Genomic DNA, 24,259 nt, shown 5'->3' on the forward strand with positions numbered 1-24,259 from the left:
TATTTACCACATACGACGAATCCTCCGCCGGATAGGTCTGAACGTTGTATACGCTCTGTTCGCATCTCGACCGCCGGTAAATCCCGGAACTCTAGCGTTATCTGTATACTGCCACATATCATATCTGCCTCGATAGGTGACATGGTCGTCATACTGGGCAACCCATTTCGGCAGTCTTCCAAGCCACCCTATCTTGCGTTCAAACCAACTGGTAGAAGCATATACGCCCGCCTGATAACCTCCTCTGCGCATGGTTCTGCAAAACGCTCTGCATGCAGCGCTAAGCTGACGTCTTGTTGCCCTACCCGAAGTCTCCTCATCTTCCATATCGATCCAAACTGGCAAATCCAGCCTGCGCCTTCTCAAAAGCCTAAGCACATATCGGGCCTCCGCCCTTCCCTGCCGAGCATTCCGCGCATTGCTGTAAAAATACGCGCCGACCTTCAGTCCGTGTTCTCTGCACATTCTGTAATTGTGCTCAAAGGTGCTGTCAAACTGCAGTCTGCCATCCTCCGCATATCCGATGCGGGCAATGATAAAATCCCATCCGCCCTCTTTAAATCTACGGTATCTGAATCCTGCAGGCATTCCCTGCCAATAAGAAACATCTATTCCCTTCATTCTGGTTCTTGACATAACATCTCCATCCTTTCTTTCTGTTATGTAGGATGGAAAATTCACTGGCTCTTTCAATGTATGCCGCCGATGGTTTTAGCGTGCCAATATGTTGGTACAATTACACCTGCCGCCGTGTAAACATGCCAAGCGCCAGAGCCATATTGAAAACACTGATAGCGAGGGTTGTCAAAATCACAGGCACAAAATCTGCCGGTTCTGCTGCGGAAGTCAGTAAAGCCTGGGCGTTAAATAAAAACCCCGGCAGATATTCTTTGATGGCTGGAAGAAAGCCCAACAAATACACCGACGCAAATCCGCAAACTGCAGCCGCAAGAACAGCTCCGCCTGTTTTGAAAATCACAGACGTGAGTAGAATCAATGTTATCAGCCATAGTCCCAGTAAATAATAACATCCGCCGCAAACAAGCACGTGCGCCGCGCTATCGTCATTCCAGAAAAAGCGGTTATAACCCCATGTGACAGCAAAACACAGCCCATAGCCTGCCGTCCAGAAAACTCCCATAATTATCCCTTTTGCCCCGAGAACTTTCCAGCGCGCCAAGCCCTTAGCAAACATAACGGTCAGCGTACCTCTTTCATATTCGCTTGTCAATATCCCAGAAAAGAGCAATAGAAACACGATCATAGCCATAGGAATATTCTTGCAAAACTGATTCCAGGAGGTCAGCGCATTCACGGTTGTGTCTGCTACCTGAAGCCCACTGTCAGCCAGACTTTCCGCCAGCGTTTCCATCAGCCACGGGGTCATTTTAGCAATGGCAGGATTCATAACGCCAAAGAAAACAAAGAGAATCATCAAAAACATCAATTTGCCAGTTCGTACTGTCCACAAAAACTCTTTTTCTGTAAATGCTCGCAGCGCCGTCATTTTTTCATCACCTCCATAAATAAATCTTCCAAAGCAGGTTCCTGCAGCTCCACACGGCAAATCATAAGTCCGCTTTCCGCTAACGCAGTCAAAACGGAGGGCATATCCTTTTCCTTCTTATGATCAAAAATCAATTTGCAGCTGCCTGTCCTTCTGGTCTCAGGATACGCCGCCGCAAATCGCAAGGTCTCCGTTTCTGTACTAAACTCTACTTCTATTCCAGTTCCGCTCCTCATCTTCCTGATTTGCTTCATGGTTCCCTGAAAGGCAAGGGTCCCATTGTGAAGAACCCCAACCTCATCGCAGATTCGTTCCACGTCAGATAAGATATGTGTTGAAAATAAAATCGTCGTCTGAGATTTGACGTTTGCCAGAATATCTAGAATTTCACGTCTACCTGCCGGGTCAAGGGCAGATGTGGGCTCATCGCAAATCAGCAGCTTCGGCCGCGAAAGCAGCGCCTGCGCAATTCCAAGCCGCTGTTTCATACCTCTGGAAAATCCATGAACACGTTTGTTCTCTCCCGATAGTCCCACCAGCGTGAGTACTTCCTCTACTCTCCGATTTCGTTCCTCCTTTGCCATGCCGGATATCTTTCCGCAGAGATTCAAATACTCTGCCGGCGTCAGAAAATCATAAAATTCCGGTACATCGGGCAAATATCCTATGTTTCGATTGGTTGAACTGCTGCCAAAGGAAACCCTTTCACCCTGCACGCGAATTTCGCCGCTGTCAGGCTTCATCAGACCCAAAATCAATTTCATGGTGGTTGTCTTCCCCGCTCCATTTTCTCCAATAAATCCAAAGATGCTATTTTCCGGAACATTAAAGCACAAATCATTCAACACGTTTTTTGCGCCAAAGTTCTTTGAAACGCCGCGGAGCTCCAGTACATTCATCAGCTATCCTCCTTACCCAACAAAAAATACAGCGCCGGACCGATAAATTCCATGCCAACAATCGTTATAATTACCCAAATGGTCCGATTTCCCCTTTTATATCTGTCGTGAGTTAATATATGCCGCAAAGTAAAGGCCAACAATGCGATCTCTGCAATTGCAAGAGGAATGAGAAACGGCATTAGTTCTCGCAAGCTCATCTTTTATCCCCTCCTTTCGCCTCTAATAAGCGCTTTATCGCTAAAAATCGCGGGTCCTTTCGAACAGGCTCAAAAACCGGATGTTCAAAAATCTGCATAGCGCTTTCCAAAATTACTTCTTTGCTCCGCGGCGCGCGGCCCTTTTGCATCAGGTCATCAATCCAATCCCCTAGCTTATCAAAATAGCTGTCACCGCAAAGCCGAAATTCCTTTTCTTCGCAATCACCAATACACTTTACATAACGTTCTAAGCGATCCAGCGCCTCTTCACGCATAGAATGATGCATATAGATAACAGCTGCCTGTATATGATATACGGCTTCGCTGGGGTGCATCATCTCCTTATTCCAGTTTTCCAAAAGATTATCCATACGTCTGATGGTTTCCAGACAAATAGCCCGGTCGTTCTGCCTCAATGACATACGGTAAATCGCGTCGGACATCAATACAATCAGATGTATATACATGCTTACCTGGGCAAAGCTGTCCGCTTCATCCGTCTTTCCGACCATCTGATATGCCTGAATCAAAAGACTATCGCTTTGTACAGCTAAGCGGTACGGATTCAATGTTTCTTCCAACGTTTCTATGACATCCTCTGCCCTTTCCAACTGCAGCAGAGCCGTAGCGCGCATCAGCAAAGCGTCGCTGCAAAGGCTCATTTCCCTGCACTGACAAATAATATGATCAAAGAGCGCAATGGCGTCCTCAAGGATTTCTGTCTGCCGCTCTTTGTTCTCGGCCAACATAAAATGATTCAGCCACAGCGATCCTATATAGAATAAAAAGAGATAACAATTATAGTATTGCTTCACCATCTCCCCGCTTCTGCACATAATCTGCTCAAAGTCTTCCCGCCGCGCGAAGGCCTCCGCCAATTCCTCATAGATTCGCTGAATCTGTTCCTTACTAAGCTGCGGCTCATATCCCAACAGCTGATCAATTGTTACGTCAAAGAAAGCCGCCAGCTTGGGTAGCATCAGGATATCAGGCAAAGACTGCTTTGTTTCCCATTTAGATACCGACGCCTTGGTTACACCCAGAAAATCAGCCAGCTGTTCCTGTGTCATGCCCCGCTCCCTGCGCAGGCAAGTAATATTTTCCGAAAAAGTTAAAATGTGCATCCTTCCACCTCCTGTCATTATTATATCCGGCCCGCACAACATGCTCAATAGACCTGTACGATATTACGCGAGAATAAATCAACCATCGAGAAACTTTTAGCCTGCCGTCACTTCACTATCCTGTCTTTTACACTAAAAAAGATGCTTGATTTCTCAAAGCACCTTTTCGCCTACTGTAATTCCTCTCCTATAATTTCTGTATGGTGTACATTTCATTTAGAATCTCCGCGTTGGCCGGAAAATAGTTCATGATATTCCAATATCCAACCCCGGCTAAATCGTATTCTTCTACCAGAGCCAGCTTTGCCCGAATGCTCCGCGCATCCTCATACCATACCACATGCGTTCTGCCTGATGGATCCACATAAGAATAATACGGGGCCTGAGACAGCTGATCATAGGTTACGGGAACGCCATAGTATTCCGAACGCCAGAAAGCCTCCTCACTTGATAATTTCTGCGCTCTGGATTCCCCTCTGATAAACGGCAGCATCCAGTCATAGCCATAGTTAGGCATTCCCATCAAAAGCTTTTCCCGCGGGATTTCCGTAACCGCATAGTCTAACACCCTCCGAACTTGATTGATAGGGGAAACCGCCATGGGCGGGCCGTACGTATACCCCCACTCATAAGTCATTACCAATACATAATCCGCGACTTGCCCCATACCCGCATAGTCATGTCCTTCATACAAAGTTCCCGCCTGACTGGCTGACGTTTTCGGCGCTACTGCTACCGTGACGAAGTATCCCTCCGGCCCCAGCGTCTCTTTTGCTTCCCGCACCAAATCCACATAAGCCTGCCTGTACTGTGCCGGTATATATTCAAAATCAAAATCCACACCGGATAAACCCTTTGTTCGTATAGTCTGCCCAATATTGGCAATCAACGTGGTTCGTGACTGAGGGTTTCCCAAAAGCTGTCCTGCCACCACATCGTTGAACCGGCCCTCACTGTCCAGCGGCGTCAGAACCATCAAAGGACGTACCCCCGCAGCATTGGCCTTGTCTGTCAAAACCTGATCCTCCAAATCGATAACGCCGCCCTCTGCCGTGATGCCGTAACTGAAATTACATAAAAATGTCAAATCCGGCAGCCATGCATCCAACACCCAAGGCTCAATTGTCGGATATGCATAACCGCTTACCACAATACTTTTCATAAGACCCCTCCATATATTTACATATTATATAGTATGAAGGGATATCAGCTATAGAACCTTCGCTGCTAAAACTCCCGCAGCTCAGCGAATACCATGTCATTCTCCTGTGTACTTCCGCTGTAAAGCTTATCATTAAAACGTCCTACAGACATGTAGTGACGTAGCATTTGTTTCGCTGTTAACGGCATTTCCTTTTCCAATAATTCATCAAAAGGTATCCAGCAGACTCGTCCCTCCTCGGATTCCATAGTCAACTCCACATCCTCTCGCAGCGTAGCGAAGTAATAGTAATTTTGACGAATCTCCCCCTTTTTCAATCTTAAGGTCACATAGCGAAGCTGCAAATTTTCAAGATCATTCTCGCCAAGATTGATCTCCTCAAAAAGCTCCCTCAGCACACAGGCCTTCGGGTCATTTAGCTCCGTCTGTTCAAAGTGGCCTCCGATCCCACACCAGGATGGCTCTACTACCCGCGAGCCAATGCGATAGAGCATCAGCATTTCACTGCCCCAACTGATATAAATTGCCGTCATATTTCTCAATTTCGTATCCGGATTCATGTTCGCCTCCATCAGATCTGTTTCTTATATCTTATATCCCACTTGCGGCAAGCGCAACAAAAAAAGTTAAAACTATATCGAAACTTTCTCCACAAATCATAGACTGCATAAAAACTCTGCACCCTTGGAAGGTTGATATCGCGATTTAAAAAGGATATAATAATTCTTGACATATCATGTCAAGTTCTAAGCCTTGATTGATCGCTGAGAAAGGAGACACGATGAAGGAAAGCAGACTATTTAAGATTATATATCATCTTCTCGATAAGGGACATACTACTGCCCCGGAATTAGCGAAAAAATTCGAAGTATCAGTCAGAACCATCTATAGAGATATCGATGCTTTAAGCGATGCCGGCATTCCTGTTTATGCGGAAGCAGGCAGAAACGGCGGGATTCGTTTTCTGCATGGTTTTGTTTTGGACAAGGCAGTCTTATCAAAGGAAGAAAAGCAAGAAATTCTAACCGCATTGCAAAGCATAAACATTGCACAGAATATCAGCAGCAGCCAGACATTACAAAAGCTTTCCGCCATATTTCAGCTGGGCTCAGAGAACTGGCTGGAAGTAGATTTTTCCAGATGGGGAAGCGAGAACGCTGACAATAGAAAATTTGAACTGCTGAAATCAGCAATCATTCATTGCAAGCAGATTAAAATCCATTATGCAAGTTCTTATAAAAGCATCAGCGAAAGAATTGTGGAGCCGTACAAGCTTCTGTACAAGGCAAAAGCATGGTATTTGCTGGCGTTCTGTACAGAGAAGCAGGACTGGCGCACCTTCAAATTAAATCGTATTTTAGATTTAACAGTTTTGGACAAAAGCTTTCTGCCTCGCTCCCTTCCGCAACCAGCAGAGCCCTCCCTGGGAAAATATCAACAGATCACACTTCCCTTCCCCGAAGAAGTAGCCTACCGCATATATGATGACTTTGATGAAACACAAATACAACGCCAGGAAAACGGAGATCTGCTCGTTTCCGCCAAAATGCCTGAAGACCAATGGCTAATCGGCTTTCTGCTGTCCTTTGGATCACAGGTAGAAATCCTTTCACCAGTTTATCTGAGAAACATCGTAGCAGAACAAGCAAAATTGATATATGAAAAAAATAAAACCTGACATAAGACGTCAAGGTATTTGTGCTATATTAGATTCATGCTCAAGCATGAAACATATTAAAAAACGGAGGAAAAAGAAAATGAATGAGATGAATCAAAGCTTTTGTCAGTGCTGCGGTATGCCTATGGGGGATACAGATCAACTGCTCGGAACAAACACAGACGGAAGCAAAAATGAAGAATACTGTAAATATTGTTTCGAAAACGGCAAATTTACTTTTAACGGAACAATGGAAGAAATGGCTGAGATATGCGTACCGCATATGGTTGCCTCAAATCCGGATATGACGAAGGATGAGGCGAAAAAGATCATGCTGGAATGGTTTCCTACATTAAAACGCTGGAAAAAATAACGAGAAGGGATTAAAGAAATGCACTTTGTGAAAGCAAAAGGAATCTTATCTTCAAAAAACGGGATGAACTTATACCGCGGCTGCTCCCACGGGTGCATTTACTGCGATTCCCGAAGCAAATGCTACCATATGGAGCATATCTTTGAAGATATTGAAGTCAAAGAAAACGCTATTGAACTATTAGAGGATGCTCTTACACGTAAACGAAAAAAATGTATGATCGGTACAGGCTCTATGACAGATCCATACATTCCCCTGGAAACAGAAATTGGAAACGTCAGAAAAGCTTTGCGTTTAATCTATACGCAGGGCTTTGGATTTACCGTTATCACAAAATCAGCCCGCGTCTTACGCGATTTGGACCTTTTGCAGAAAATAAATGAAAAGACAAAATGTGTCGTCCAGATGACCCTGACGACTTTCGATGAAGCCCTGTGCAGAAAGATCGAACCCAATGTGAGCACGACAAAAGAGCGCTTCGAGACCTTAAAGACGCTTCGGGACGCGGGGATACCCACCGTCGTGTGGCTATCCCCCATTTTGCCTTTCATCAACGATACCGAAGATAATATTTCCGGAATTCTAGATATGTGCATAGAAGCCAAGGTTTATGGCGTCATTTGTTTCGGTATGGGTCTGACACTTCGCGAAGGAAACAGGGAATATTTCTACAAACAATTAGACCGCCAATTTCCTCAGTTAAAGGAAAGATACATCCAGACTTACGGAAATCAATATGTAATTGAAAGTCCTGATAACAATCGCCTGATGAGGCTGTTTCATCAAAAATGCAGCGCTGGCAACCTCGTTCACAACAACCAGCAGATCTTTCAATACCTGCAAACCTTTGAAGAAAAAAACCTTACCAGACAATTATGTCTTTGGGATCTAGTCGAAAAATAGTTGATGAAAATATAGTCCGACCTTTCTGTTACGCCCTTTTCATCTTCCCCAGCGCTACATACACGCCGATCAGAATCACCACAGCGCCGCCAAGCACCAGATACATTTCCGGCTCTGTCACCGTATGTCCCTGGAAGACCAGATCGCTGTCAAACGCGCCCCGCAAACCATCTACAGCCTGCACCGGCAATACATCTTCCATAGCCTCATAGGTTCCCCGCATCAAATGACTGTGCAAAAGAGCCGTGCCGTAAGTGCCCGGCAAAAATGAAATGAAAGTCTGAATCCCTTCTGAAAACTGAGAAATCGGCATATAAGCGCCGCAGATGAATCCATATCCCGCGCTGACGATAGTGCCGACCGCGGAAATCTGTCCCTGGGTCGAAAGGAAATGATTCACTACCGAGGAAAGCGCCGTACCGAACATGGTCAAAAGCATCACATCCAGACAGGTCAGTATCATATCTTCCTCCGACAAATACCATCCCATTTTCCCCAAATAAACAAAGCACGCGCCCAGCGCAATAAAGCAAATGATCAGTGTAGAAATTGCCGTGGAAATATAGTATCCCATAGCAAGACAGCCCCGACCCACCGGCGCCATCGTCAAATCCGTCCTGGCGCCTGTCACCTTATCCTGTACCATCAGCATATTGGCACAGAACGCCACGGTGACACAGCAAACCGCCAGCAAAGAGGAAAATAGCCAACCGCCCACAAAACCTTCTACCAAACTTTCCGGAAGTTCGCTCACACCCGGTACATCCGCTACCGTCATATCCAAACTGTCCCGATAAACGTTGCCCAGAAACGTCACAAACAGAACAAGCAGAATCAAGGGCGTAATCAGCGAGGTAAAAAACATCCCCTTATCCTTAAAAAACAGCTTTGTGTTTCTCCATACTAACGCAGGTAATCCCTTCATTTTTCTTCCCCTCCTTCTTGTAAAGCCTTGCCAGTCACCGCAAGAAATACATCATCCATTTTCCCCTTGGTAATTTCATAATCGGTAAAAAGAGACGGCTGCGCCACAATATAGGAAGTCGCCGCTGCCGTGTCAGGTACCGAAAGCCGGTAGCCGCCCGGCACTTTTTCATAAGGCGCGCCAAGCTGGGAAACTTCTTCCTCAGAAGCGCCGTACATCGTAATAAAGTCACCGGTATAGGCATTTTTAAGCGCCAACGGCGTTCCCTCCGCGGCAATTTTTCCACTGTCCAAAATCACCACATAATCTGCGTCTGCCGCTTCCTCCATGTAATGGGTCGTCAAAAACACGGTCATGTTTTCTTTGCGCCGAAGCTCCCGAACCACGTCCCAGAGCAGCTTTCTGGTCTGCGGGTCAAGCCCCGTCGTCGGTTCATCCAATATCAAAATGCTCGGCTTGTGCAAAAGGGCTCTGGCGATATCGATGCGCCGCCGCTGTCCACCGGATAGCTTTCCCACCGTCCGTTTCAAAATCTTTTCAAAATCCAGCAGCTTCGCAAGCTCAGAAAGCCGCGTTTCAAAAGCTTTACCTGTGATTCCATAAAGCGCAGCCCGGCTTTTCAGATTATCCCGGACGGAAAGCGCTTTGTCCAGCACACAATTCTGAAATACCACGCCCAGTTCCTGCTTCACATGCGCCATGCTGCCGTCAATATTTCTGCCGTCGACCGTCACCGTTCCGCTGTCCCCCGCAAGCTGCCCACACAAAATAGAAATCGTCGTACTCTTGCCTGCGCCGTTTACACCCAGAAAGGCGAACAGTTCCCCTTCTTTCACATGAAAGCTCAGATCCTGCACCGCTTTCACTTCGCCAAAGCTTTTATGCAGATGTTCAATTTCAATGATATACTTCATCTCTTTTCCTCCCTTTTCTCTTTCAGTTCCGCATTGATTGCGGCAGCCACCTTTTGATCGCCCAGATAGGTCAGTCCCCGCACCAGACAGTCAATAATCAAAACCGTCACAAAGAAGAATACCGCGCCTAAGACCCCCTCATACATATGAATCAGGTATCCCGCTGTCATCAGCACAACTTCCAACAAAACGGTGTGCACCACCGTTCGCTGCCGCCACTGCTTTTGGGTCAGTTCCTCCCGCGCGTAGTATACCGCGCCCGGTAACACCGCGAAGACAGAAAAAATTCCCGCCTGCCACAGATAAGAAATTTCCAGCGTTGTAACCGGCGGCTGGTTAAACCCGCAGAAAAACAAAGTTGCCGCCATGGTACAGGTGTAACAGATAAAAAACTGCAGCACTATCATGCGCATCAATTCACGTATATTCATACTCTCCGCCTCCTATAATCCCATTTTCTTCTTTAGTACATTTACATACTGTCTTGACACGACCACTTTCTCTCCGTTCAAGAGCACCGTTTCAAATCTGCCCGAAAAAGAGGGGGAAATAAAGTCAATTTTATCGGCGTTGAGCACCATGGATTTGGAAGCCCGAAAGAAACCGGTGTCCTGACAGAGCTGCTCAAACTCGTACAGCTTCATTCTGCTTTCATAGACGCAGTCCTCACAGTAGAAAAAGGATTTTCCGTCCACCACTTCAAAGTAGTACACATCATCAAAAGCAAGGCGATGAATTTCTCCATTCCGATATGCCGTAAGACCCGCCTGCATAGTTTCCATCTGCCGAACCCGCTTCGCCAGCTCTCCGCTGATGGAATGACATCTGAGAATCAGTTCTTCCTCATCATCCTTGCTGATTTCTTCAATGATAACTCGCACATTTCCACCTCCCTTATGTTTTATCTTACCATGCCGGGCTTTACAAGTAAATCCTCTGCCCACTAAGTGGTAAAAAAGTGCGCGTAAGTGGTAATTCGCTCATTAAAATGCCGTCCATAGAGAAAGATTCGCTCATTAAAATGTAAAATTTGCGAAAAATATCCTCATGAAAGTGTTGTTCCAACCACACAGTTCTCTCAAAAGTTTCAGTATTTATCGTATAAAACTTTACTTTTTAAAAAGTTTCATACTTACAAGTCCGAAACTATTGACCTTTTGAAAATTTTAAGTATAATATAAAGAAGAAAACTAGGAGGTATGTCATGGCTGAACTTATTAATCGTCCTGCGTATTTAAATCAACTTATTCAGCATAGGGATGTAGATCTGGTCAAAATTGTCACCGGTATTCGCAGATGCGGTAAGTCATCTTTACTGGATTTGTTTCATCAATATTTATCCGATAGCGGCGTGGCTGACAGCAATATTATTCATATGAACTTAGAGTCTCTTCGCTATCGTAATCTTACTGACTATCTCGCCTTCTATGACTATATCAGCAAGCTGCTTCCGAAAAACGGAAAAACCTATCTGATATTTGACGAACTGCAGGTCGTGGAGCATTGGGAAAAAGCGATCGAGTCTTTTCGTCTCGACTTTGATGTAGATATCTATATCACCGGTTCTAACGCCTACCTGCTTTCCACAGAATTTTCTACGCTGCTTTCCGGCAGATATGTAGAAATCTCCATGCTGCCGCTGTCGTTTAAGGAGTTTTTGGATTTTTATGAATTTGGTCCATCGGTCACGATAGAAGAAAAATTTCAAAGATACCTGCAGTTCGGCGGAATGCCAGTTCTACGGGAATATCAATTTAACGAAACAAGAATCAACCAGGCGCTCGAAGGCATTTATTCTACAGTCGTACTGCGTGATATTCTCCAGCGCAACAATCAGGCAGATCAGGGAATACTTCAAAAAATCGTGCTGTTCCTTTGCTCCAATATCGGCAGTATCACTTCGCCCAACAGCATCGGTAACGTCCTGTCCAATGAAGGCAATATACAGACCGGCAAAAAGAAAAATCTCGCAGGCAAGACGGTAGATAAATACATTTCCATGCTGCACAGCGCGTTTATCTTTTACTCCGTTGGAAGATATGATGTAAAAGGCAAACAGCTTCTAAAAACGTTGGGCAAAAACTATATCATTGATATGGGTTTCCACAATATGCTGCTTGGCTACCGCGATACAGATCGAGGACACATTATCGAAAACATCGTATTTTTAGAACTGATTCGCCGCGACTATCGTGTATATATCGGCAAAGTTGGAGAAACGGAAGTCGATTTTATCGCCGAAAAGCCAAACGACAAATTATATATCCAAGTAACGGAAAGTATGCAGTCACCGGAAACTCGTGAACGGGAACTCAGACCACTGCGCATGATTCCTGACAACTACGAAAAAATCATATTATCCATGGATAGAAGCTATATCAATTCCTATGACGGTATCAAGTCCCTGTACCTGATCGATTGGCTGCTATCCTGAATCCGAACAAAATAAGAACCCCTATGAGCAGCAAGCACTACTGCTTATAGGGGCTTTTTCATTTCACTACACTACTTCTGCACGTTGGCAAACTCCGTTGTCAGTGCGGGCAGTCATTTTCTCACAGCGTATTATCTTTTGCTGTCTGCTGCGCTTCTCTCGCCAAAAGCTGTGCCCTGATTTCATCACCTTTTTGCCTTGTAATCGGAAACATAAGTATCGGAAGCAGCGCGATACAGAGTCCCGCCATCAAATAAATGCCGTTGATTCTGATAATTCCTTCCAGGTGGTAAAATCCACACATTCCGGAATCCAGGCAAAGACAGCAGATCCAAAAAAGGAGGTTCCGATTCGAGAAATGAGAATCAGCACTACTGCTGTATTGACCGTAATGTCCTGCCCAAGCACCGCAATCATCAAGGGTTTCATCATACTGATGACAAACCCGCCGATCAGCATATACTTTTTATCCACCTTCTGCAGGATAAACGGCAGAAGAAACGGACAGAGAATGCCAATGGGCAAGCTGAATGACGAAATTCGCTGCAAAATATTCACATCGTCCAGTACACAGCGATAATAATGCATGGAACATACCCCGCCAAGGGTCTGGGTAAAGGCCGTGAATGCCGCCGCCAGCGCGAAGCAGACCTGCGGGATACCAACTACATCATGGCGCCCCACAAGCCTTGCCATAAACATGTGAAATGGGTCATCCGCGCAAATGCAGGAAGCACCATTGCTGTTCAGGCTGACTCTGCGCGAGGCGGCAGCTGCAGGGAAGAAATCACACTCTTATAATACGTCTACTTTTATACCTAAAAAACCGAGCAAAGCAAGATACAGCTTGCCTTACTCGGTTTTTTCATGCTCTCATCTATATTTTTCCCAATACCTGATCAGCGCCCTTGCAGTTGCCTTTCCGTAGCTTTGCAGTTCCTTCTTCGTGTCAAAGCCTTTCCGATCAGTCTTGTTATCTACAAATCCGTATTCCACCAGAACCGGCACGCCTACGCCCTTCAAAAAGTACAGGTCTTTGGTGTACTTGACGCCTCTGGTATTTTGACCAGCCCTTTTCAGCTCGGCAATGATCAAATTTGCCAGCGTCTTTCCTAACCGGCTCTTTGTAACCACGCCCTTCCATACCCACACTTCATCGCCATCGCCGCCTCCAGCGTTAAAGTGCGCGTCAATCGCCACAACTCTATATCCCTTTGCCTTATACCTTGCCATATCTGCAACGTGGGCCGCCAGAGACATGCCGCTGCAGTCCTTTTCCGGGTATGCCACTTTGTATGTACGTCCTTTATGTGCCAGCAATTCCTTGTAACAGGCGTCCATAACGGCCCTTGCCATATCCGCCTCTACAAACTTTCCGCTAACCGCGCCCGGATCGCCGCCTCCGTGACCTGCTGATAAGTAAAATAAAATCGGTTTCTTAGCCATACTACGCCTCCTTTTCCACCTCAGGCAGTCCTGATACGCTGGTAAGCAAGGATAATACCCCGGCCAGTACCGACGCGCTGGCAACTACCTGCCAACTCACGTCTTCCAGTACCGCGCTTGTCCCAATCATAGCGATGGCTGCCTGCGCCATCGTTTTTACTGCTCTTACTGCAGCTGCCTTAAACCATTTCTTACTCATTTTCTTCTACCTCCTTAAGTTCTTCCCGGATTTCGTCAATCCGTTTCCATGCTGTGTTAAGTGAACCTTCCACGACTGTCATGCGCTCAATCAAGTTATTATGCTTATTTACCTTGTCTTCAAGCTGCGCCAGCCGGTATGTAACCAGAGCCGTTGTCTTATTATTAGCGAAATAACTTCCAAATACCGTCCCGGCAAAGGCGATTCCCGCCACAATGATTGATGATATGTCCATAGTTCCTCCTATTCTAATTGTTGCCACAGGTTCTCAGTTCCTACTGCGCCCGGCTCCCAGATATTATTATCTACCAGCGATTCCCATGCCTTGTCGAGATGTGTCACTTTGTCACCTTTTGCATATCCGTTTGTGCTTTCCGGGTGCTCCCACGCTGGGATAACGTCCGGATCTGGGATGAGTACCTTTGCCCAAAGGCTCGGACTGTCTGGTGGCATCCAGGTGTCCTGCGTGTCATGACCCTGTAGACACCGATACAGTACGCCATCGTATGTAAGCCTGTCCCCAGGTTTTACGTGGATGTCCGACCGCCACACTGGATACCAGTCTGCGTGCTGTAATGCAACCTCATCGGATGCGGTTGGCAAAGTACCTTTGATTAGTCCTACTATTTCTTTTTGTCTATCAGTCAACATTTGCTACCTCCTGTCTGATCTCATCGATCACCCGATCTTTAATTACCCGATACTGTTCATCTGTTAAGTTATATGGGTTATCTGTTGGTTCTTTCCAGTCCGGATTTTCATAAAACCCAGATTCTGCGGTATAACAAAACTTAATTTCCGCGATTCCTTGTGGCATAGATTCAATTTCATGTACTGCAACCTGCTCTGGGACAAAACTGATATCTTCATTAACAAGCCACGGGTATCCATTAGACTTGTATTCCAACATTCTGCCGTATGCTATCACTACATTATTTGCATTCGTTATTACAAACATCTTACTCACTCCTTAATAAATACTTGACCAACTTGACCTTGTCCAACACCATCCTTGGTTATACCGATAGGGATCAGACTATCACAGCTTTCCTTCACTTCAAACTTTAACACCCCGAAAAAGTAGTCACTCCCGAAAGGATGTCCTATAAAGGTATCCTCCGATAATTTTATGAACCCATTAGAGAAACGTTCATATTTCAGAGCTAATTGTTTTTTCGCTATAGGTAGTATTCCGTTTTTGCTCATCAGATAAATTTTCAAGATTGCTTCTGCGTCAGAACTAAGATCCGTTCGATCAAATCCTATAAAAATTCTGCCCAAAAGTGGTGTACATCCCGCTGTAGTTTCTTGCATATCACTTAACATCCTCAGCGTTAATGTATAATCCGCGCCAATATCCACAGCATAATGCTTTGCTCCAATAACATTACGGTTAATGATTAAAACCGTAGTCCCGTCCACATTAATATCTAAACCCGATACCTGCAAAGTAGCTGAAATTACTAAAGTTTCGTAGTCGGACCACGCTTTTAATACCGGGTTATACTTTGCTACGAAAGCTTTTGTAAATTTCAAATCGTTCTGAGAATATTTGACGAGGAATGTGTAATCATCAATCCTTGTTGCATTAATATCAGGAGATTTCCCGTTGAGCGCACTATCCAATTTTAAGTCGTGCGTTGTTTCCAGCGATATTACATCATTATCTATGTTATAGACGGCGGCTTTGAAAGTATTGATCGCAACATCAACATACATGCGGCAAAATCTTCTTTCATCCAGTTGTATCACAATTGCATTCGAATAATGCTGCATGGCACACTGGCTTTTCAGTGATACCGTAACGCCATCATCTTCAATTCCCAATAGTCCGAATTGTTCGCTAGTGGAATTACCTATAAGCCCCTGATACAGATATCGTTTATCTGACATACCGAACCTTATTCCGGGAATAGCGTTTTGTGAATTTGCATTCAGTTGAAGTTTTGTGCCTCCTGTAATAGCTCCGTTATCTGCTACAGTGCATACCTGGGCATAGCATGTGATATTGTTATAACCGTGTCCAGCGTGGATAAAATGATTGTCATCAATCCTGCAAGGCATACTTTGTATGTGGTAGGGGATGAAGTATCCTTGATCTTTTGCACTTATCAAACTAATTTTTGCCCCTACCAAGGTGTTTTTCTCGATGTCCTCAGCTGCTTTCAAGCTGATTGACACTGCATTTCCAATTTTGATACCTCCGCCGCCACCTGAATTAACTACTAAACTCATTTTCTCACCACCTTTAAAATCACCGGGATATCAATCGCTGGAACATCCCCCCTGCATTTTGCAGCATTAGATCCAAATACAGATTCTATCTGCGCGTTATTATATGCTTCGGCTTGCTCATCTGTTGCGGATGAGTTCAGCCACATTTCGACATCATACTCATCCGACGGATATTCTTCCTCAAAACTATAAATTTTATCTGCCTGATTCCACGCCTCAGCGGCAAGCGCCGTCACCTCCGTCACTGGCTTTGAAGCTTTGCCTGCCAAAGCTTCCTGCATCTGCGCGGTTTTTACATATCTGCGATCCGCCGTGCTTTCCGTCAAAAGACCCGTCTGCGGCACTTCCACTGTTATACTGGCAGCGTCCGATACCTTCAGACAAAGATTCCACTGTACAGAAAACGCAGGCTGCACCGTCTCTGCCGGAATTTCTTCCCCTTCCTCGCCAGACACCTGGCTCACCATATAGAGAATCTCGCCCAAATCAGGATCCTGCGCATAAATCCCAAGCATCTGCATTTTATATGACTGTGCAAGTCCCTCGTTGGACAGCAAAACCGGCAGCGTTACCTGTGTTGCACTCTCATCCGTCAGCCTGTCAGAAATCATCAGCTTCTGCTTCGGCGCCGGCAGTTCTGTCAATGACGGCAAAAGCACCGGATTCACCCGCTCCGCGCCGGACATCGCCTTTGTAATCAAAAGCATCGTTTCACCGCCCAACAGCTTAGCGTCCAACGCTTTCCCCTGTTCCGTTCTGCAAAAATTAACCCATGTCGCCATTTATGCCACCTCCTTTACTTCATAAATTTTTAATATACCGGCAGCTGCTGCCTGATACTGCATCGCGCTCGCATCATAAAAAATAGAAGAAATAATCTGGTATATCAAATGAGACGGTTTCAGCTTGTTCAGCTCCCGCCGCACAGCCTTCATAATCTCCGGCGGAATATAGCCTTTGCATACTACCGTAAACTTGTTCTTCCCCGTATTTTCTTCAATCCTCGTCGCAACACCTGTCAGATTTGTAATGATAGCTTCTATCTTAGCAGGCGGCATCGGCGCCCTCGTTCTGCGCCTGTTTATAATTTGATTCCGCCGCTGCGAAAGAGACAGCTTTTCACCCGATGGAATCCCATACCGTTCTTCCCAGAGCGGCAGCGTCCAGGTCGCAGACTGCGGCATCACCTGCTGTGCAAACTCCTCCGCCCACTGCTGCATTCTCTCAATGCTCTCGCCCGTCTCCTCCAAAAGCCACAAAAACACATAAGCGTCGCTGTATACTGGAGGAAACCAGCCGAGAATTTCCCGCGCTTTCTCGCTTTTTAAAATTTCCTCAATCTGTTCACTGCTGTAATACTCCATCTTGCCACCTATACACTTTCCGACAGCGTAACACGCCCACTGTCCACCCTCGGAAAAGCGTTGACCGCCACCGGTATGTTATCCGTCCCACCGTTCAGCGTCAGCGTGGCCGCGTCATAATCCGCAATTCCCTCGGTGCGCGACAGAATAGCGCCAATCCTCGTGTAGCGAACCTCCCTGTCCTCAGGCGCCTGCGCCATATACGCCGAAACATTTCGGATAAACTCCGCCTTCACAGTCTCCAGCTCCGCGCCCTCCGTCAAAGTAACCTGCGCGGCAATCACCAGATCGATAATAGAAGGCGGCGTCACTACCAGCGCCGCGCCGTTTACCGGCGCCTTTCTCTTATCGCGATCATTGGGACTGACGATATAATCGTAGACCTTCTGGCAAAGGGTTTCCGTCGCGGGGTTTCCCTCACTGTCCGTCAGCACGATTGTCACGATTCCCGAATCGTCATCCGCCTCCGGCGGCACTACAATTGCTGTTCCCGTACCGTCTACCTCCTCTGCCCAGCGTTTGTAGTCGCTGTCATTTCCCACAAAAGAAAGCCCCTGCATTTTCTCATACTCCATTATTCTTTCAATGAGACTCGCGTCACTTTCTTCGTCAGTTCCACCTGACGCTGCTTGTGGGTTTGTCACAGCAGAAATACCATCCAAAGGCGTATCCTGCAAAATGATCGTTCCCGCTGCCACATTGCCGCCGCTTCCGGTCTCCTCCGCTTTGACAAATACCTGCGCCGTTCCTGTCTCTCCGATGACCGCTTCCTCCACAGACACAAAGGCAACAGACGGCGCGTCGCCTACAGCCGCGGTAGAAAACACCGTTCCCGCCGGAATCACCGTGTCCTTCGCGCCAGTAATCACAAGCACCGCTCCGGCCCGCGCCGCCGCCTTTCTCGTAATTCCATTGACCTCCGCGTGATAATCCACATATTCCGAGTATCCCTCACAGAGCCGCGGAAAAATTCTTTTTACCGCTTCCGCCATGATATACTGCGTAAAATACGCCTCCTGCATAGCGGTTGGCGCCAGCAGATTGTACGAGTGGCTTCCCTCACTTAAATCAATGTCCTGCGGCAGATCTGCTGCCATTTCTTCCATAATATCCTCAAAATCTCTGTTCAGAAATTCCGGCATATTCCATTCTTCTGCCATCCTTCTCACCTGCCTTCCAAATTCACTTCAAAATCTATCGTCGCGCCGTCTATGCCGACCACCTCTACGGTCACGACTACACTGTCCCTATCCCAGTCGAAAGTCATCTCTCCCACATAATCAGTCCTGCCATAAGAATCCGCCTCCAGAGCCTCCTTTGCTTCCGCCCGGAATATTGCCTCCGCTTCCTCTCTGGTTGCCGCCCGCAGAATCTCTGTTATGGCAATGCCGAAATCTGTGGAATACAGTGGACTGGCATACCGCTCCATAGATAGACAATTGATGCACCACTGCCTCCAGGCGTCTACCGGACTGGCGCTCTGCACTTGATTCTGTCCGTTCCTGATGAAATCCTTATCAAAAGCCGCCGCCCCAAGATAGCCTGCGCTTTCTTCAGTTTCCGCCGCTTCCTCATCGGGTTCAAAATCCTCCAGATCCTCCGGAAACAGATATTCATCCTGCATTCTCATCTCCTCCTTCCTCTGCGATCAGATCAATTACCACAGGCTCGTTTCCGCACCATGCCAGTAAAACCCGATCACCTTCCTTTAATCCTTCATAGCGAATGTCTTCCATATGCATATCGTCAGCCGCAACCTTTCCTTCTTTCATTACCTTGCCTGATACTATTCTGCATATGGAGTATTCGCCTATCGGAATGGGGCCCGGCGACACGTCCGGCACAAGCTTTCCTCCCGCCCCGATTTGCGCAAGCTCCAGCTGTACGCCTTTACCTGTCTGCCTGACGCTGCGCATCCGCCCCTGCAGTGTTTCCCCCAGCTTTTCAATATTGCTCGCCATACTCTGTCTCCTTTCCCTCTTTGATTCCAATAAAAAGACGCCTCTCCGGGCGCTTCTGCTTTTCTCATTTCTTCTTTTCACTATACAAATTCTAGCACAATTTCGGGGACCGTTTGCACAGCGTTGCTTTATTTTTTCAAAAATCGTACATTTAATGTCATCGTCCCCTGATCACAGTTGTGAGAAATCTCATTGACCACGTACTGATGTAATGTCTCCCTATTCAGCTCCACGCGAACCCGGTCTCCCTTGCGAATCCACGGAATATCCAGCGCAGTAATGTCGTACTCCTTCTGTGGTAAAGCGTTCTCGTCAAGAATATACTTAGCCTCCTCTTTAGCCTCAGACAGCTTGGTATCCCCATCCTTATAAATAACTCTGGATAGCGTGCCGTACGTCTTCCTGTTCCGTTCCTTCTTCGCTTCAATTTTCCGTTTTCCATCTTCATCACTCTTGCCTGCGATAACGACGCGCGTCACCATACCATCCATAGTGACAGATTTGTTGTAGCTGATCATAATGCCGCCGTCACCGCGCGTTATCTGGTACACGATCCTATTCGCGCCTTGTTTATCGATATAAATTCTGCCCTTATGACTTTTTATGCTGTACTTCGTACCCTTTTTCTTCTGTACCTCGTCCAACAGATCGCTGGTTAATACATCCGCTAACGTGCCGGACAGTGGCAGCTTAGGATGCGTTATGCTGCTGTAGTCATAGGTCAGCTTGACGCCGCGCCGTTCCAGCAGCGTTTTGACGATCTCCTCAGTCCGTTTCCCCTTGCTGAAATAAGTCAAAATCTGAGAATTCATAAAGTAAATCATGTTGTCATAGCAGGTCAGCGTCAGCTGTACGCCATTTCCCAGGCTATAATCGGTGTCCCACACATATCCGCGGAACACCTCCTCCCTTTTTGTCTTGCCGCCGCCTTTTGCATAGATAAAAATTTGGCTTCTGACAGGAAACAGCTTGCTGGGATAGCCATGTTTGTCAATATAGCGGTTATACATCCTGATGGTTGCCCTCCGTGCCAGCTGATTTCTCGATTCTGTCAAAGATAGGCTCGTCACCAAGCCTTCCGTATTCCCCGTCTTCCCATCGAGCTTCTTCACCGTAAATTCTTTTCCGTTCGGTGATCTGATTACCACCTCATAAGCCGGTCTTACATATTCCATCTATCACACCCCCTATTTCTTCGGCAGCTTCAGCACAAGCCCCGGCCAAATCCGGTTACCGTTGTCCGACGAGCTGTATTTATGCTTTTTCGCTGCGTCTTCAATTGCCTTTTTGTTAAGCTTATATATCTCTTTCCAGCGTTTCCCTTTTCCCAGCTTACTCTGCGCGATAGTCCAAAGACAATCTCCGCTTTTCACTGTATAACGGGCAAAGCTTTTTGACGCGCGCTTCTTGCCGTTCTTACTCTTTTTCCGCTTCGCTTTCACAGAAACGGTAATCGGTTCATAAGCGATCCATTCAATGGAGTATTCCAAATCCCCCAGACCTCCTGCATAAGCGGAGGAATACTGATTCACATAACATTTGAACCCGGTGATTCCGGTGCCTTCGATGAGCAGCTCAATCAGTTTCCCTCGGCTCTGCCATCGTTTTAGCAGCTTGTCACATTCCAGCGGATCTTTCCACGGTCCTGCCAGCATAGGCAATGACTTTCTGCTTTCTCCTGGAAACCGGCCTTCCCAGGAAATTCGCCGCGGTCCCCTGCCGGCGGGCCTGACCACATCACCTCTGTCCAAAAGGCTGTAGCTGGCAAAGGTGATGTCTCCGCCGCTGTCCTTGATTTCCAACGGCAACCAGTCAAAATCAATCATTTTTTTACTATTGTTTACTTCCCTTGCAATAATTCTCATAATCCTGCACCTCCTGTTGCCGGCGTATTGGCAAACTGTCCCCTGAATGCCGCGTTAAATATGCCGTAGATATCCTTCAAAAAATCAGTTCTCTCATTTGCGGCTTCTGTTTCTTTCCTCATGTTCTCTCCTTTCTTTTCCCCAAAGAAAAAACGCCCGCAGGCGCTTTTTTCATATTTCATCAGTCTATATATTTAAACTTCAGCAGTTCCCTCTTTCTATCCTCGAATTCTTCCTCCGTGATAATCCCATCGTCACAGAGTTCTTTAAATCTCCGACTTCCCACTGTACCTATTGTAGCATATGTTTTAGCCCCGTTTGCACACTGTCTGAAAATATTTCTAATCATATTCTGTTAGATCCTATGCACTTAGAGAACAGCTTCATTTATTGCATACCCTAAAAGAAATATTTTAAAAGGAACTCAGAAAATCAAGTTGTCGAGGCTGTATCTGTATGTTAAAATGAAATCGAATTACTTTGTCTACTATTTATAGAGAGTGAGGTGGGTGAATGAACCCGGTTCTGAAATATCGTGGAGGAAAATCGAGGGAAATCTCCCGCTTTCTTCAATATATACCAGATGCTTTTAACCGCTATATTGAGCCTTTTTTTGGAGGCGGAGCTGTCTTCTTTTATTTAGAACCTGATCATGCAATCATCAATGACGCAAACAGTCGTTTAATGAACTTTTATCAGCAGTTAAGAGACGACTATCCAACTATGCGAGTACAGCTTGATGAACTCCAAAAAATCTATGAGACCAATCAGATTGAATTCAAAAGATTGAAAGCGCTAAACCCTGATGAACGAGTGCCGAACGCAAATGAGGATCTGTACTATCATATGCGAAGGCTTTTTAATCATCCTGATGATAGCTTCTTAGATGGTGTTTTATATTTTTTCATTAATAAAACCGCTTATTCTGGAATGATTCGCTATAACAATAATGGGGAATACAATGTTCCTTTTGGACGTTATCCAAATCTTAATACCAAACTGTTAACACAACAGCACAGCAATTTATTACAAAAGGCAGAACTGTTTAATCTTGACTATCGAGAGATTTTTGATATGGCAAAAGAAGATGATTTCATTTTTCTTGATCCGCCGTATGATTGTGTTTTTAACGATTATGGCAACATTGATATGATGAATGGCTTTGATGAAGCTGAACACAGGCGGTTAGCCGCAGATTTTAGGAACTTGCCATGTCGTGCTTTAATGATTATTGGAAAAACACCATTGACAGAAGACCTTTATGGCCAATATATATTTGATGAATACTATAAAAATTATTCTGTCAATATAAGAAACCGTTTCAACAATGATAAAATGCACATTGTTGTTAAGAATTACTAAGGAGGGCGCTATAGTGGCAAGAATTGATAATAAGCTATTGTTTTTTACTACTTCGCCGAGAACTCCGGCTAAAATGATCCCCGAAATCAAACTATTGCATGAAGCCTATTCTGGACAACCATGGAATAATACAACGCAAGAACAATTTATTGATGAATTGGCACAAAGTGATTTTTTTGAAGGAAAGGGTTCTCCCACAGATAAAGCCTTTAGTGCGAGAGACAGAATTAATCGTGCACCAAAAGCATTGGGGTTTGTTGACCTAAAACCATATATTCATCTAACAGAGGCTGGAAACGCATTCATTTACGGCAACCGTCCACAAGAAATCTTTCTACGCCAATTATTAAAATTTCAGCTGCCCTCACCGTATCATACTGAAAATAAAAAGATCACAGGTGTCTTTTATATTCGTCCTTACCTCGAAATTCTTCGTTTGGTTCGTGAATTGGAATATATTACTTTTGATGAATTTAAAATATTTGCCGTCCAAATGACAGACTATCATAAGTTTGAGATAGTCAGGAATGCTATTTTACGCTTTAGAGAAGAAAAAGCAAAAAATAAGGGCCAGTATAAACGATTTGTAAATAAAGTATGGGAAGATGCAATCTTAAAAATCCATAGCGATAGGATCGCCGCCGGCAAAACAAAAACACGGGAAACAAATGATACAAGCTTAAAAAGGTTTATTACAACCCAGAAACGGAATATGCGTGATTATGCCGATGCTTGTTTCCGTTATATGAGATATACTGGATTGATCTCTATTTCCCATAGAAGCCGTTCTATATCTATATTTGCAGACAAGATTGTAGAAGTAGACTTTGTTCTTTCAACTGTATCTCGCGATCCAGTTTTTATAGATGATGAAGCCGCTTATAAAGCGCACTTATTTTCCGCAAATACACCTGCTCTCTATACAGATAATCGGGATAATGTCGTTGATGTACTTATGCGCATTGGATCTTTTACAAAGCGAGAATTATCTAACAAAACACTCGAAGAATTAAAAGACCTGCGCGATGAAATTATTCAAAAACATAAGGATACCGTTATTCATAAACAGATTGCAGAAATCAAATCTTACGCGTTGTATTCAGAAATCATCGATACCTTTAACGAAATTATTTCTGCTGGATACTATGATGCACCTTTGATGTTTGAGTACAACACATGGAGAGCAATGACCATGCTCAATGGCGGCAGCATTAAAGGTAATTTTAATTTTGATGATGCAGGACAACCGCTTTCTACCGCAGCAGGAAATATGCCCGACATTGAATGCCATTATGACGATTTTTCTCTATCTGTAGAAGTCACTTTGCAAGCCGGACAACGCCAATACGAGTCAGAAGGAGAACCTGTTGCACGCCATTATGGACAATTAAAGAAAAGAACAGGAAAAGATACCTACTGTCTATTTATTGCACCTACTATTAATCCTGCAACATTGGCTCATTTTTACGGATTGAATCATCTTTCTATTGCGCTTTATGGCGGTAAATCAAAAATCATACCATTAGAGCTAGATCAGTTTATGCAATTAATAGAGAATTCATATACCTATGAAACGCGGCCTGTACCAAGTGATATACGACGCTTTCTGGACCATACTATTAAACTGTGTGAAAATGCAACTGATGAAAACGACTGGCGCTGCGGTATTCAAGCTTGCGTCGATAAATGGTTAAGCTTCACAAATAAATAGGCCGAATATCTCGCACTA

General features: G+C 45.4%; 34 protein-coding genes. 6 read left to right on the forward strand and 28 right to left on the reverse strand.

The annotated features are described in order from the left end of the window. Positions 1-3: 3 nt before the first annotated feature. From ACPW7J_RS13640 to ACPW7J_RS13670, 7 genes are all read right to left on the reverse strand, one after another. Positions 4-636 carry a GH25 family lysozyme gene (locus tag ACPW7J_RS13640; protein WP_425755464.1) on the reverse strand — a complete coding sequence of 211 codons (633 nt, stop codon included), beginning with the start codon at positions 634-636 and terminating at the stop codon, positions 4-6. Between the two features lie 100 nt (positions 637-736). Further along, complete coding sequence (locus ACPW7J_RS13645) at positions 737-1,507, reverse strand: hypothetical protein (RefSeq protein ID WP_425755466.1); 771 nt, start codon at positions 1,505-1,507, stop codon at positions 737-739. Next, a complete protein-coding gene (locus ACPW7J_RS13650; protein ID WP_425755468.1) occupies positions 1,504-2,406 on the reverse strand; it encodes an ATP-binding cassette domain-containing protein in 903 nt (300 codons plus the stop codon). Before ACPW7J_RS13650 ends, ACPW7J_RS13645 begins: the two co-directional genes overlap by 4 nt. Next, on the reverse strand, positions 2,406-2,606 hold the full coding sequence (locus tag ACPW7J_RS13655) for a PLDc N-terminal domain-containing protein (RefSeq protein WP_161874680.1): 201 nt from the start codon (positions 2,604-2,606) through the stop codon (positions 2,406-2,408). Before ACPW7J_RS13655 ends, ACPW7J_RS13650 begins: the two co-directional genes overlap by 1 nt. Further along, positions 2,603-3,730 (reverse strand): helix-turn-helix domain-containing protein, encoded by a 1,128-nt coding sequence (locus ACPW7J_RS13660; RefSeq protein ID WP_425755470.1) that lies wholly within the window; start codon positions 3,728-3,730, stop codon positions 2,603-2,605. The genes ACPW7J_RS13655 and ACPW7J_RS13660 overlap by 4 nt, the downstream gene beginning before the upstream one ends. 187 nt (positions 3,731-3,917) lie before the next feature. Continuing rightward, positions 3,918-4,892, reverse strand: coding sequence for a glycosyl hydrolase family 18 protein (locus tag ACPW7J_RS13665; RefSeq protein ID WP_161874678.1), 975 nt, complete (start codon positions 4,890-4,892; stop codon positions 3,918-3,920). Between the two features lie 65 nt (positions 4,893-4,957). Beyond that, entirely contained in the window at positions 4,958-5,452 is a 495-nt protein-coding gene (locus tag ACPW7J_RS13670) for an NUDIX domain-containing protein (protein ID WP_425755473.1), read from the reverse strand. 221 nt (positions 5,453-5,673) lie between these two features. Here ACPW7J_RS13670 and ACPW7J_RS13675 point away from each other — a divergent pair, with 221 nt between their 5' ends. From ACPW7J_RS13675 to ACPW7J_RS13685, 3 genes are all read left to right on the forward strand, one after another. Continuing rightward, positions 5,674-6,570 (forward strand): helix-turn-helix transcriptional regulator, encoded by an 897-nt coding sequence (locus tag ACPW7J_RS13675; RefSeq protein WP_425755475.1) that lies wholly within the window; start codon positions 5,674-5,676, stop codon positions 6,568-6,570. 79 nt (positions 6,571-6,649) lie between these two features. Further along, positions 6,650-6,922, forward strand: coding sequence for a zinc ribbon domain-containing protein (locus ACPW7J_RS13680; protein WP_425755477.1), 273 nt, complete (start codon positions 6,650-6,652; stop codon positions 6,920-6,922). A gap of 18 nt (positions 6,923-6,940) precedes the next feature. Beyond that, positions 6,941-7,825 carry an SPL family radical SAM protein gene (locus ACPW7J_RS13685; RefSeq protein WP_425755479.1) on the forward strand — a complete coding sequence of 295 codons (885 nt, stop codon included), beginning with the start codon at positions 6,941-6,943 and terminating at the stop codon, positions 7,823-7,825. A gap of 28 nt (positions 7,826-7,853) precedes the next feature. On the opposite strand, the gene ACPW7J_RS13690 is transcribed toward ACPW7J_RS13685, so the two are convergent. The 4 genes from ACPW7J_RS13690 to ACPW7J_RS13705 are packed head-to-tail and all read right to left on the reverse strand — an operon-like array spanning position 7,854 to position 10,545. Next, the gene (locus tag ACPW7J_RS13690) at positions 7,854-8,750 is read right to left on the reverse strand and encodes an ABC transporter permease (RefSeq protein WP_425755480.1); all 897 of its coding nucleotides are present in this window, start codon (positions 8,748-8,750) and stop codon (positions 7,854-7,856) included. Beyond that, the gene (locus tag ACPW7J_RS13695; RefSeq protein WP_425755482.1) at positions 8,747-9,664 is read right to left on the reverse strand and encodes an ABC transporter ATP-binding protein; all 918 of its coding nucleotides are present in this window, start codon (positions 9,662-9,664) and stop codon (positions 8,747-8,749) included. Before ACPW7J_RS13695 ends, ACPW7J_RS13690 begins: the two co-directional genes overlap by 4 nt. Continuing rightward, entirely contained in the window at positions 9,661-10,095 is a 435-nt protein-coding gene (locus tag ACPW7J_RS13700) for a hypothetical protein (protein ID WP_425755484.1), read from the reverse strand. Before ACPW7J_RS13700 ends, ACPW7J_RS13695 begins: the two co-directional genes overlap by 4 nt. A gap of 12 nt (positions 10,096-10,107) precedes the next feature. Continuing rightward, positions 10,108-10,545, reverse strand: a complete 438-nt coding sequence (locus ACPW7J_RS13705; RefSeq protein WP_425755486.1) for a LytTR family DNA-binding domain-containing protein — start codon at positions 10,543-10,545, stop codon at positions 10,108-10,110. A gap of 323 nt (positions 10,546-10,868) precedes the next feature. Between ACPW7J_RS13705 and ACPW7J_RS13710 the strand changes: the two genes are divergently transcribed. Further along, positions 10,869-12,098 (forward strand): ATP-binding protein, encoded by a 1,230-nt coding sequence (locus ACPW7J_RS13710; RefSeq protein ID WP_425755488.1) that lies wholly within the window; start codon positions 10,869-10,871, stop codon positions 12,096-12,098. Between the two features lie 121 nt (positions 12,099-12,219). On the opposite strand, the gene ACPW7J_RS13715 is transcribed toward ACPW7J_RS13710, so the two are convergent. The 17 genes from ACPW7J_RS13715 to ACPW7J_RS13795 all read right to left on the reverse strand — a co-directional run bounded on the left by ACPW7J_RS13715 (position 12,220) and on the right by ACPW7J_RS13795 (position 21,517). After that, positions 12,220-12,402 (reverse strand): hypothetical protein, encoded by a 183-nt coding sequence (locus tag ACPW7J_RS13715; RefSeq protein WP_425755490.1) that lies wholly within the window; start codon positions 12,400-12,402, stop codon positions 12,220-12,222. Continuing rightward, on the reverse strand, positions 12,348-12,800 hold the full coding sequence (locus tag ACPW7J_RS13720) for a hypothetical protein (protein ID WP_425755492.1): 453 nt from the start codon (positions 12,798-12,800) through the stop codon (positions 12,348-12,350). Before ACPW7J_RS13720 ends, ACPW7J_RS13715 begins: the two co-directional genes overlap by 55 nt. A gap of 171 nt (positions 12,801-12,971) precedes the next feature. Then, positions 12,972-13,544 carry an N-acetylmuramoyl-L-alanine amidase gene (locus ACPW7J_RS13725; RefSeq protein WP_425755494.1) on the reverse strand — a complete coding sequence of 191 codons (573 nt, stop codon included), beginning with the start codon at positions 13,542-13,544 and terminating at the stop codon, positions 12,972-12,974. A 1-nt stretch (position 13,545) separates the two neighbouring features. Continuing rightward, complete coding sequence (locus ACPW7J_RS13730) at positions 13,546-13,743, reverse strand: holin (protein WP_425755086.1); 198 nt, start codon at positions 13,741-13,743, stop codon at positions 13,546-13,548. Continuing rightward, entirely contained in the window at positions 13,736-13,978 is a 243-nt protein-coding gene (locus tag ACPW7J_RS13735; protein ID WP_425755496.1) for a hypothetical protein, read from the reverse strand. The genes ACPW7J_RS13730 and ACPW7J_RS13735 overlap by 8 nt, the downstream gene beginning before the upstream one ends. A gap of 8 nt (positions 13,979-13,986) precedes the next feature. Continuing rightward, complete coding sequence (locus ACPW7J_RS13740; RefSeq protein WP_425755498.1) at positions 13,987-14,394, reverse strand: carbohydrate-binding protein; 408 nt, start codon at positions 14,392-14,394, stop codon at positions 13,987-13,989. Then, complete coding sequence (locus ACPW7J_RS13745) at positions 14,384-14,701, reverse strand: hypothetical protein (RefSeq protein WP_425755500.1); 318 nt, start codon at positions 14,699-14,701, stop codon at positions 14,384-14,386. Before ACPW7J_RS13745 ends, ACPW7J_RS13740 begins: the two co-directional genes overlap by 11 nt. Before the next feature lie 5 nt (positions 14,702-14,706). After that, positions 14,707-15,978, reverse strand: coding sequence for a hypothetical protein (locus ACPW7J_RS13750; RefSeq protein WP_425755502.1), 1,272 nt, complete (start codon positions 15,976-15,978; stop codon positions 14,707-14,709). Then, positions 15,975-16,760: a hypothetical protein gene (locus ACPW7J_RS13755; protein ID WP_425755504.1), complete on the reverse strand. Its 786-nt coding sequence runs from the start codon at positions 16,758-16,760 to the stop codon at positions 15,975-15,977. Before ACPW7J_RS13755 ends, ACPW7J_RS13750 begins: the two co-directional genes overlap by 4 nt. Next, the gene (locus tag ACPW7J_RS13760; protein ID WP_425755506.1) at positions 16,761-17,342 is read right to left on the reverse strand and encodes a putative phage tail protein; all 582 of its coding nucleotides are present in this window, start codon (positions 17,340-17,342) and stop codon (positions 16,761-16,763) included. Between the two features lie 8 nt (positions 17,343-17,350). Then, positions 17,351-18,502: a baseplate J/gp47 family protein gene (locus tag ACPW7J_RS13765; protein ID WP_425755508.1), complete on the reverse strand. Its 1,152-nt coding sequence runs from the start codon at positions 18,500-18,502 to the stop codon at positions 17,351-17,353. 5 nt (positions 18,503-18,507) lie between these two features. Beyond that, entirely contained in the window at positions 18,508-18,966 is a 459-nt protein-coding gene (locus ACPW7J_RS13770) for a DUF2634 domain-containing protein (RefSeq protein WP_425755510.1), read from the reverse strand. Then, on the reverse strand, positions 18,956-19,303 hold the full coding sequence (locus ACPW7J_RS13775; protein WP_425755512.1) for a hypothetical protein: 348 nt from the start codon (positions 19,301-19,303) through the stop codon (positions 18,956-18,958). The genes ACPW7J_RS13770 and ACPW7J_RS13775 overlap by 11 nt, the downstream gene beginning before the upstream one ends. A 128-nt stretch (positions 19,304-19,431) precedes the next feature. Continuing rightward, positions 19,432-20,478 (reverse strand): XkdQ/YqbQ family protein, encoded by a 1,047-nt coding sequence (locus ACPW7J_RS13780; protein WP_425755514.1) that lies wholly within the window; start codon positions 20,476-20,478, stop codon positions 19,432-19,434. Between the two features lie 12 nt (positions 20,479-20,490). Continuing rightward, positions 20,491-21,168 carry a LysM peptidoglycan-binding domain-containing protein gene (locus tag ACPW7J_RS13785; RefSeq protein ID WP_425755516.1) on the reverse strand — a complete coding sequence of 226 codons (678 nt, stop codon included), beginning with the start codon at positions 21,166-21,168 and terminating at the stop codon, positions 20,491-20,493. Further along, complete coding sequence (locus tag ACPW7J_RS13790; RefSeq protein ID WP_425755518.1) at positions 21,165-21,290, reverse strand: hypothetical protein; 126 nt, start codon at positions 21,288-21,290, stop codon at positions 21,165-21,167. Before ACPW7J_RS13790 ends, ACPW7J_RS13785 begins: the two co-directional genes overlap by 4 nt. Before the next feature lie 59 nt (positions 21,291-21,349). After that, entirely contained in the window at positions 21,350-21,517 is a 168-nt protein-coding gene (locus tag ACPW7J_RS13795; protein WP_425755519.1) for an SHOCT domain-containing protein, read from the reverse strand. A gap of 164 nt (positions 21,518-21,681) precedes the next feature. Here ACPW7J_RS13795 and ACPW7J_RS13800 point away from each other — a divergent pair, with 164 nt between their 5' ends. Both ACPW7J_RS13800 and ACPW7J_RS13805 read left to right on the forward strand, forming a co-directional pair. Next, on the forward strand, positions 21,682-22,530 hold the full coding sequence (locus tag ACPW7J_RS13800; protein WP_425755521.1) for a DNA adenine methylase: 849 nt from the start codon (positions 21,682-21,684) through the stop codon (positions 22,528-22,530). A gap of 13 nt (positions 22,531-22,543) precedes the next feature. Continuing rightward, positions 22,544-24,241 carry an AlwI family type II restriction endonuclease gene (locus ACPW7J_RS13805; RefSeq protein WP_425755523.1) on the forward strand — a complete coding sequence of 566 codons (1,698 nt, stop codon included), beginning with the start codon at positions 22,544-22,546 and terminating at the stop codon, positions 24,239-24,241. Positions 24,242-24,259: the final 18 nt, after the last annotated feature.

The organism is Ihubacter sp. rT4E-8 (assembly GCF_049852125.1).
Lineage (GTDB): Bacteria > Bacillota > Clostridia > Peptostreptococcales > Anaerovoracaceae > Senimuribacter.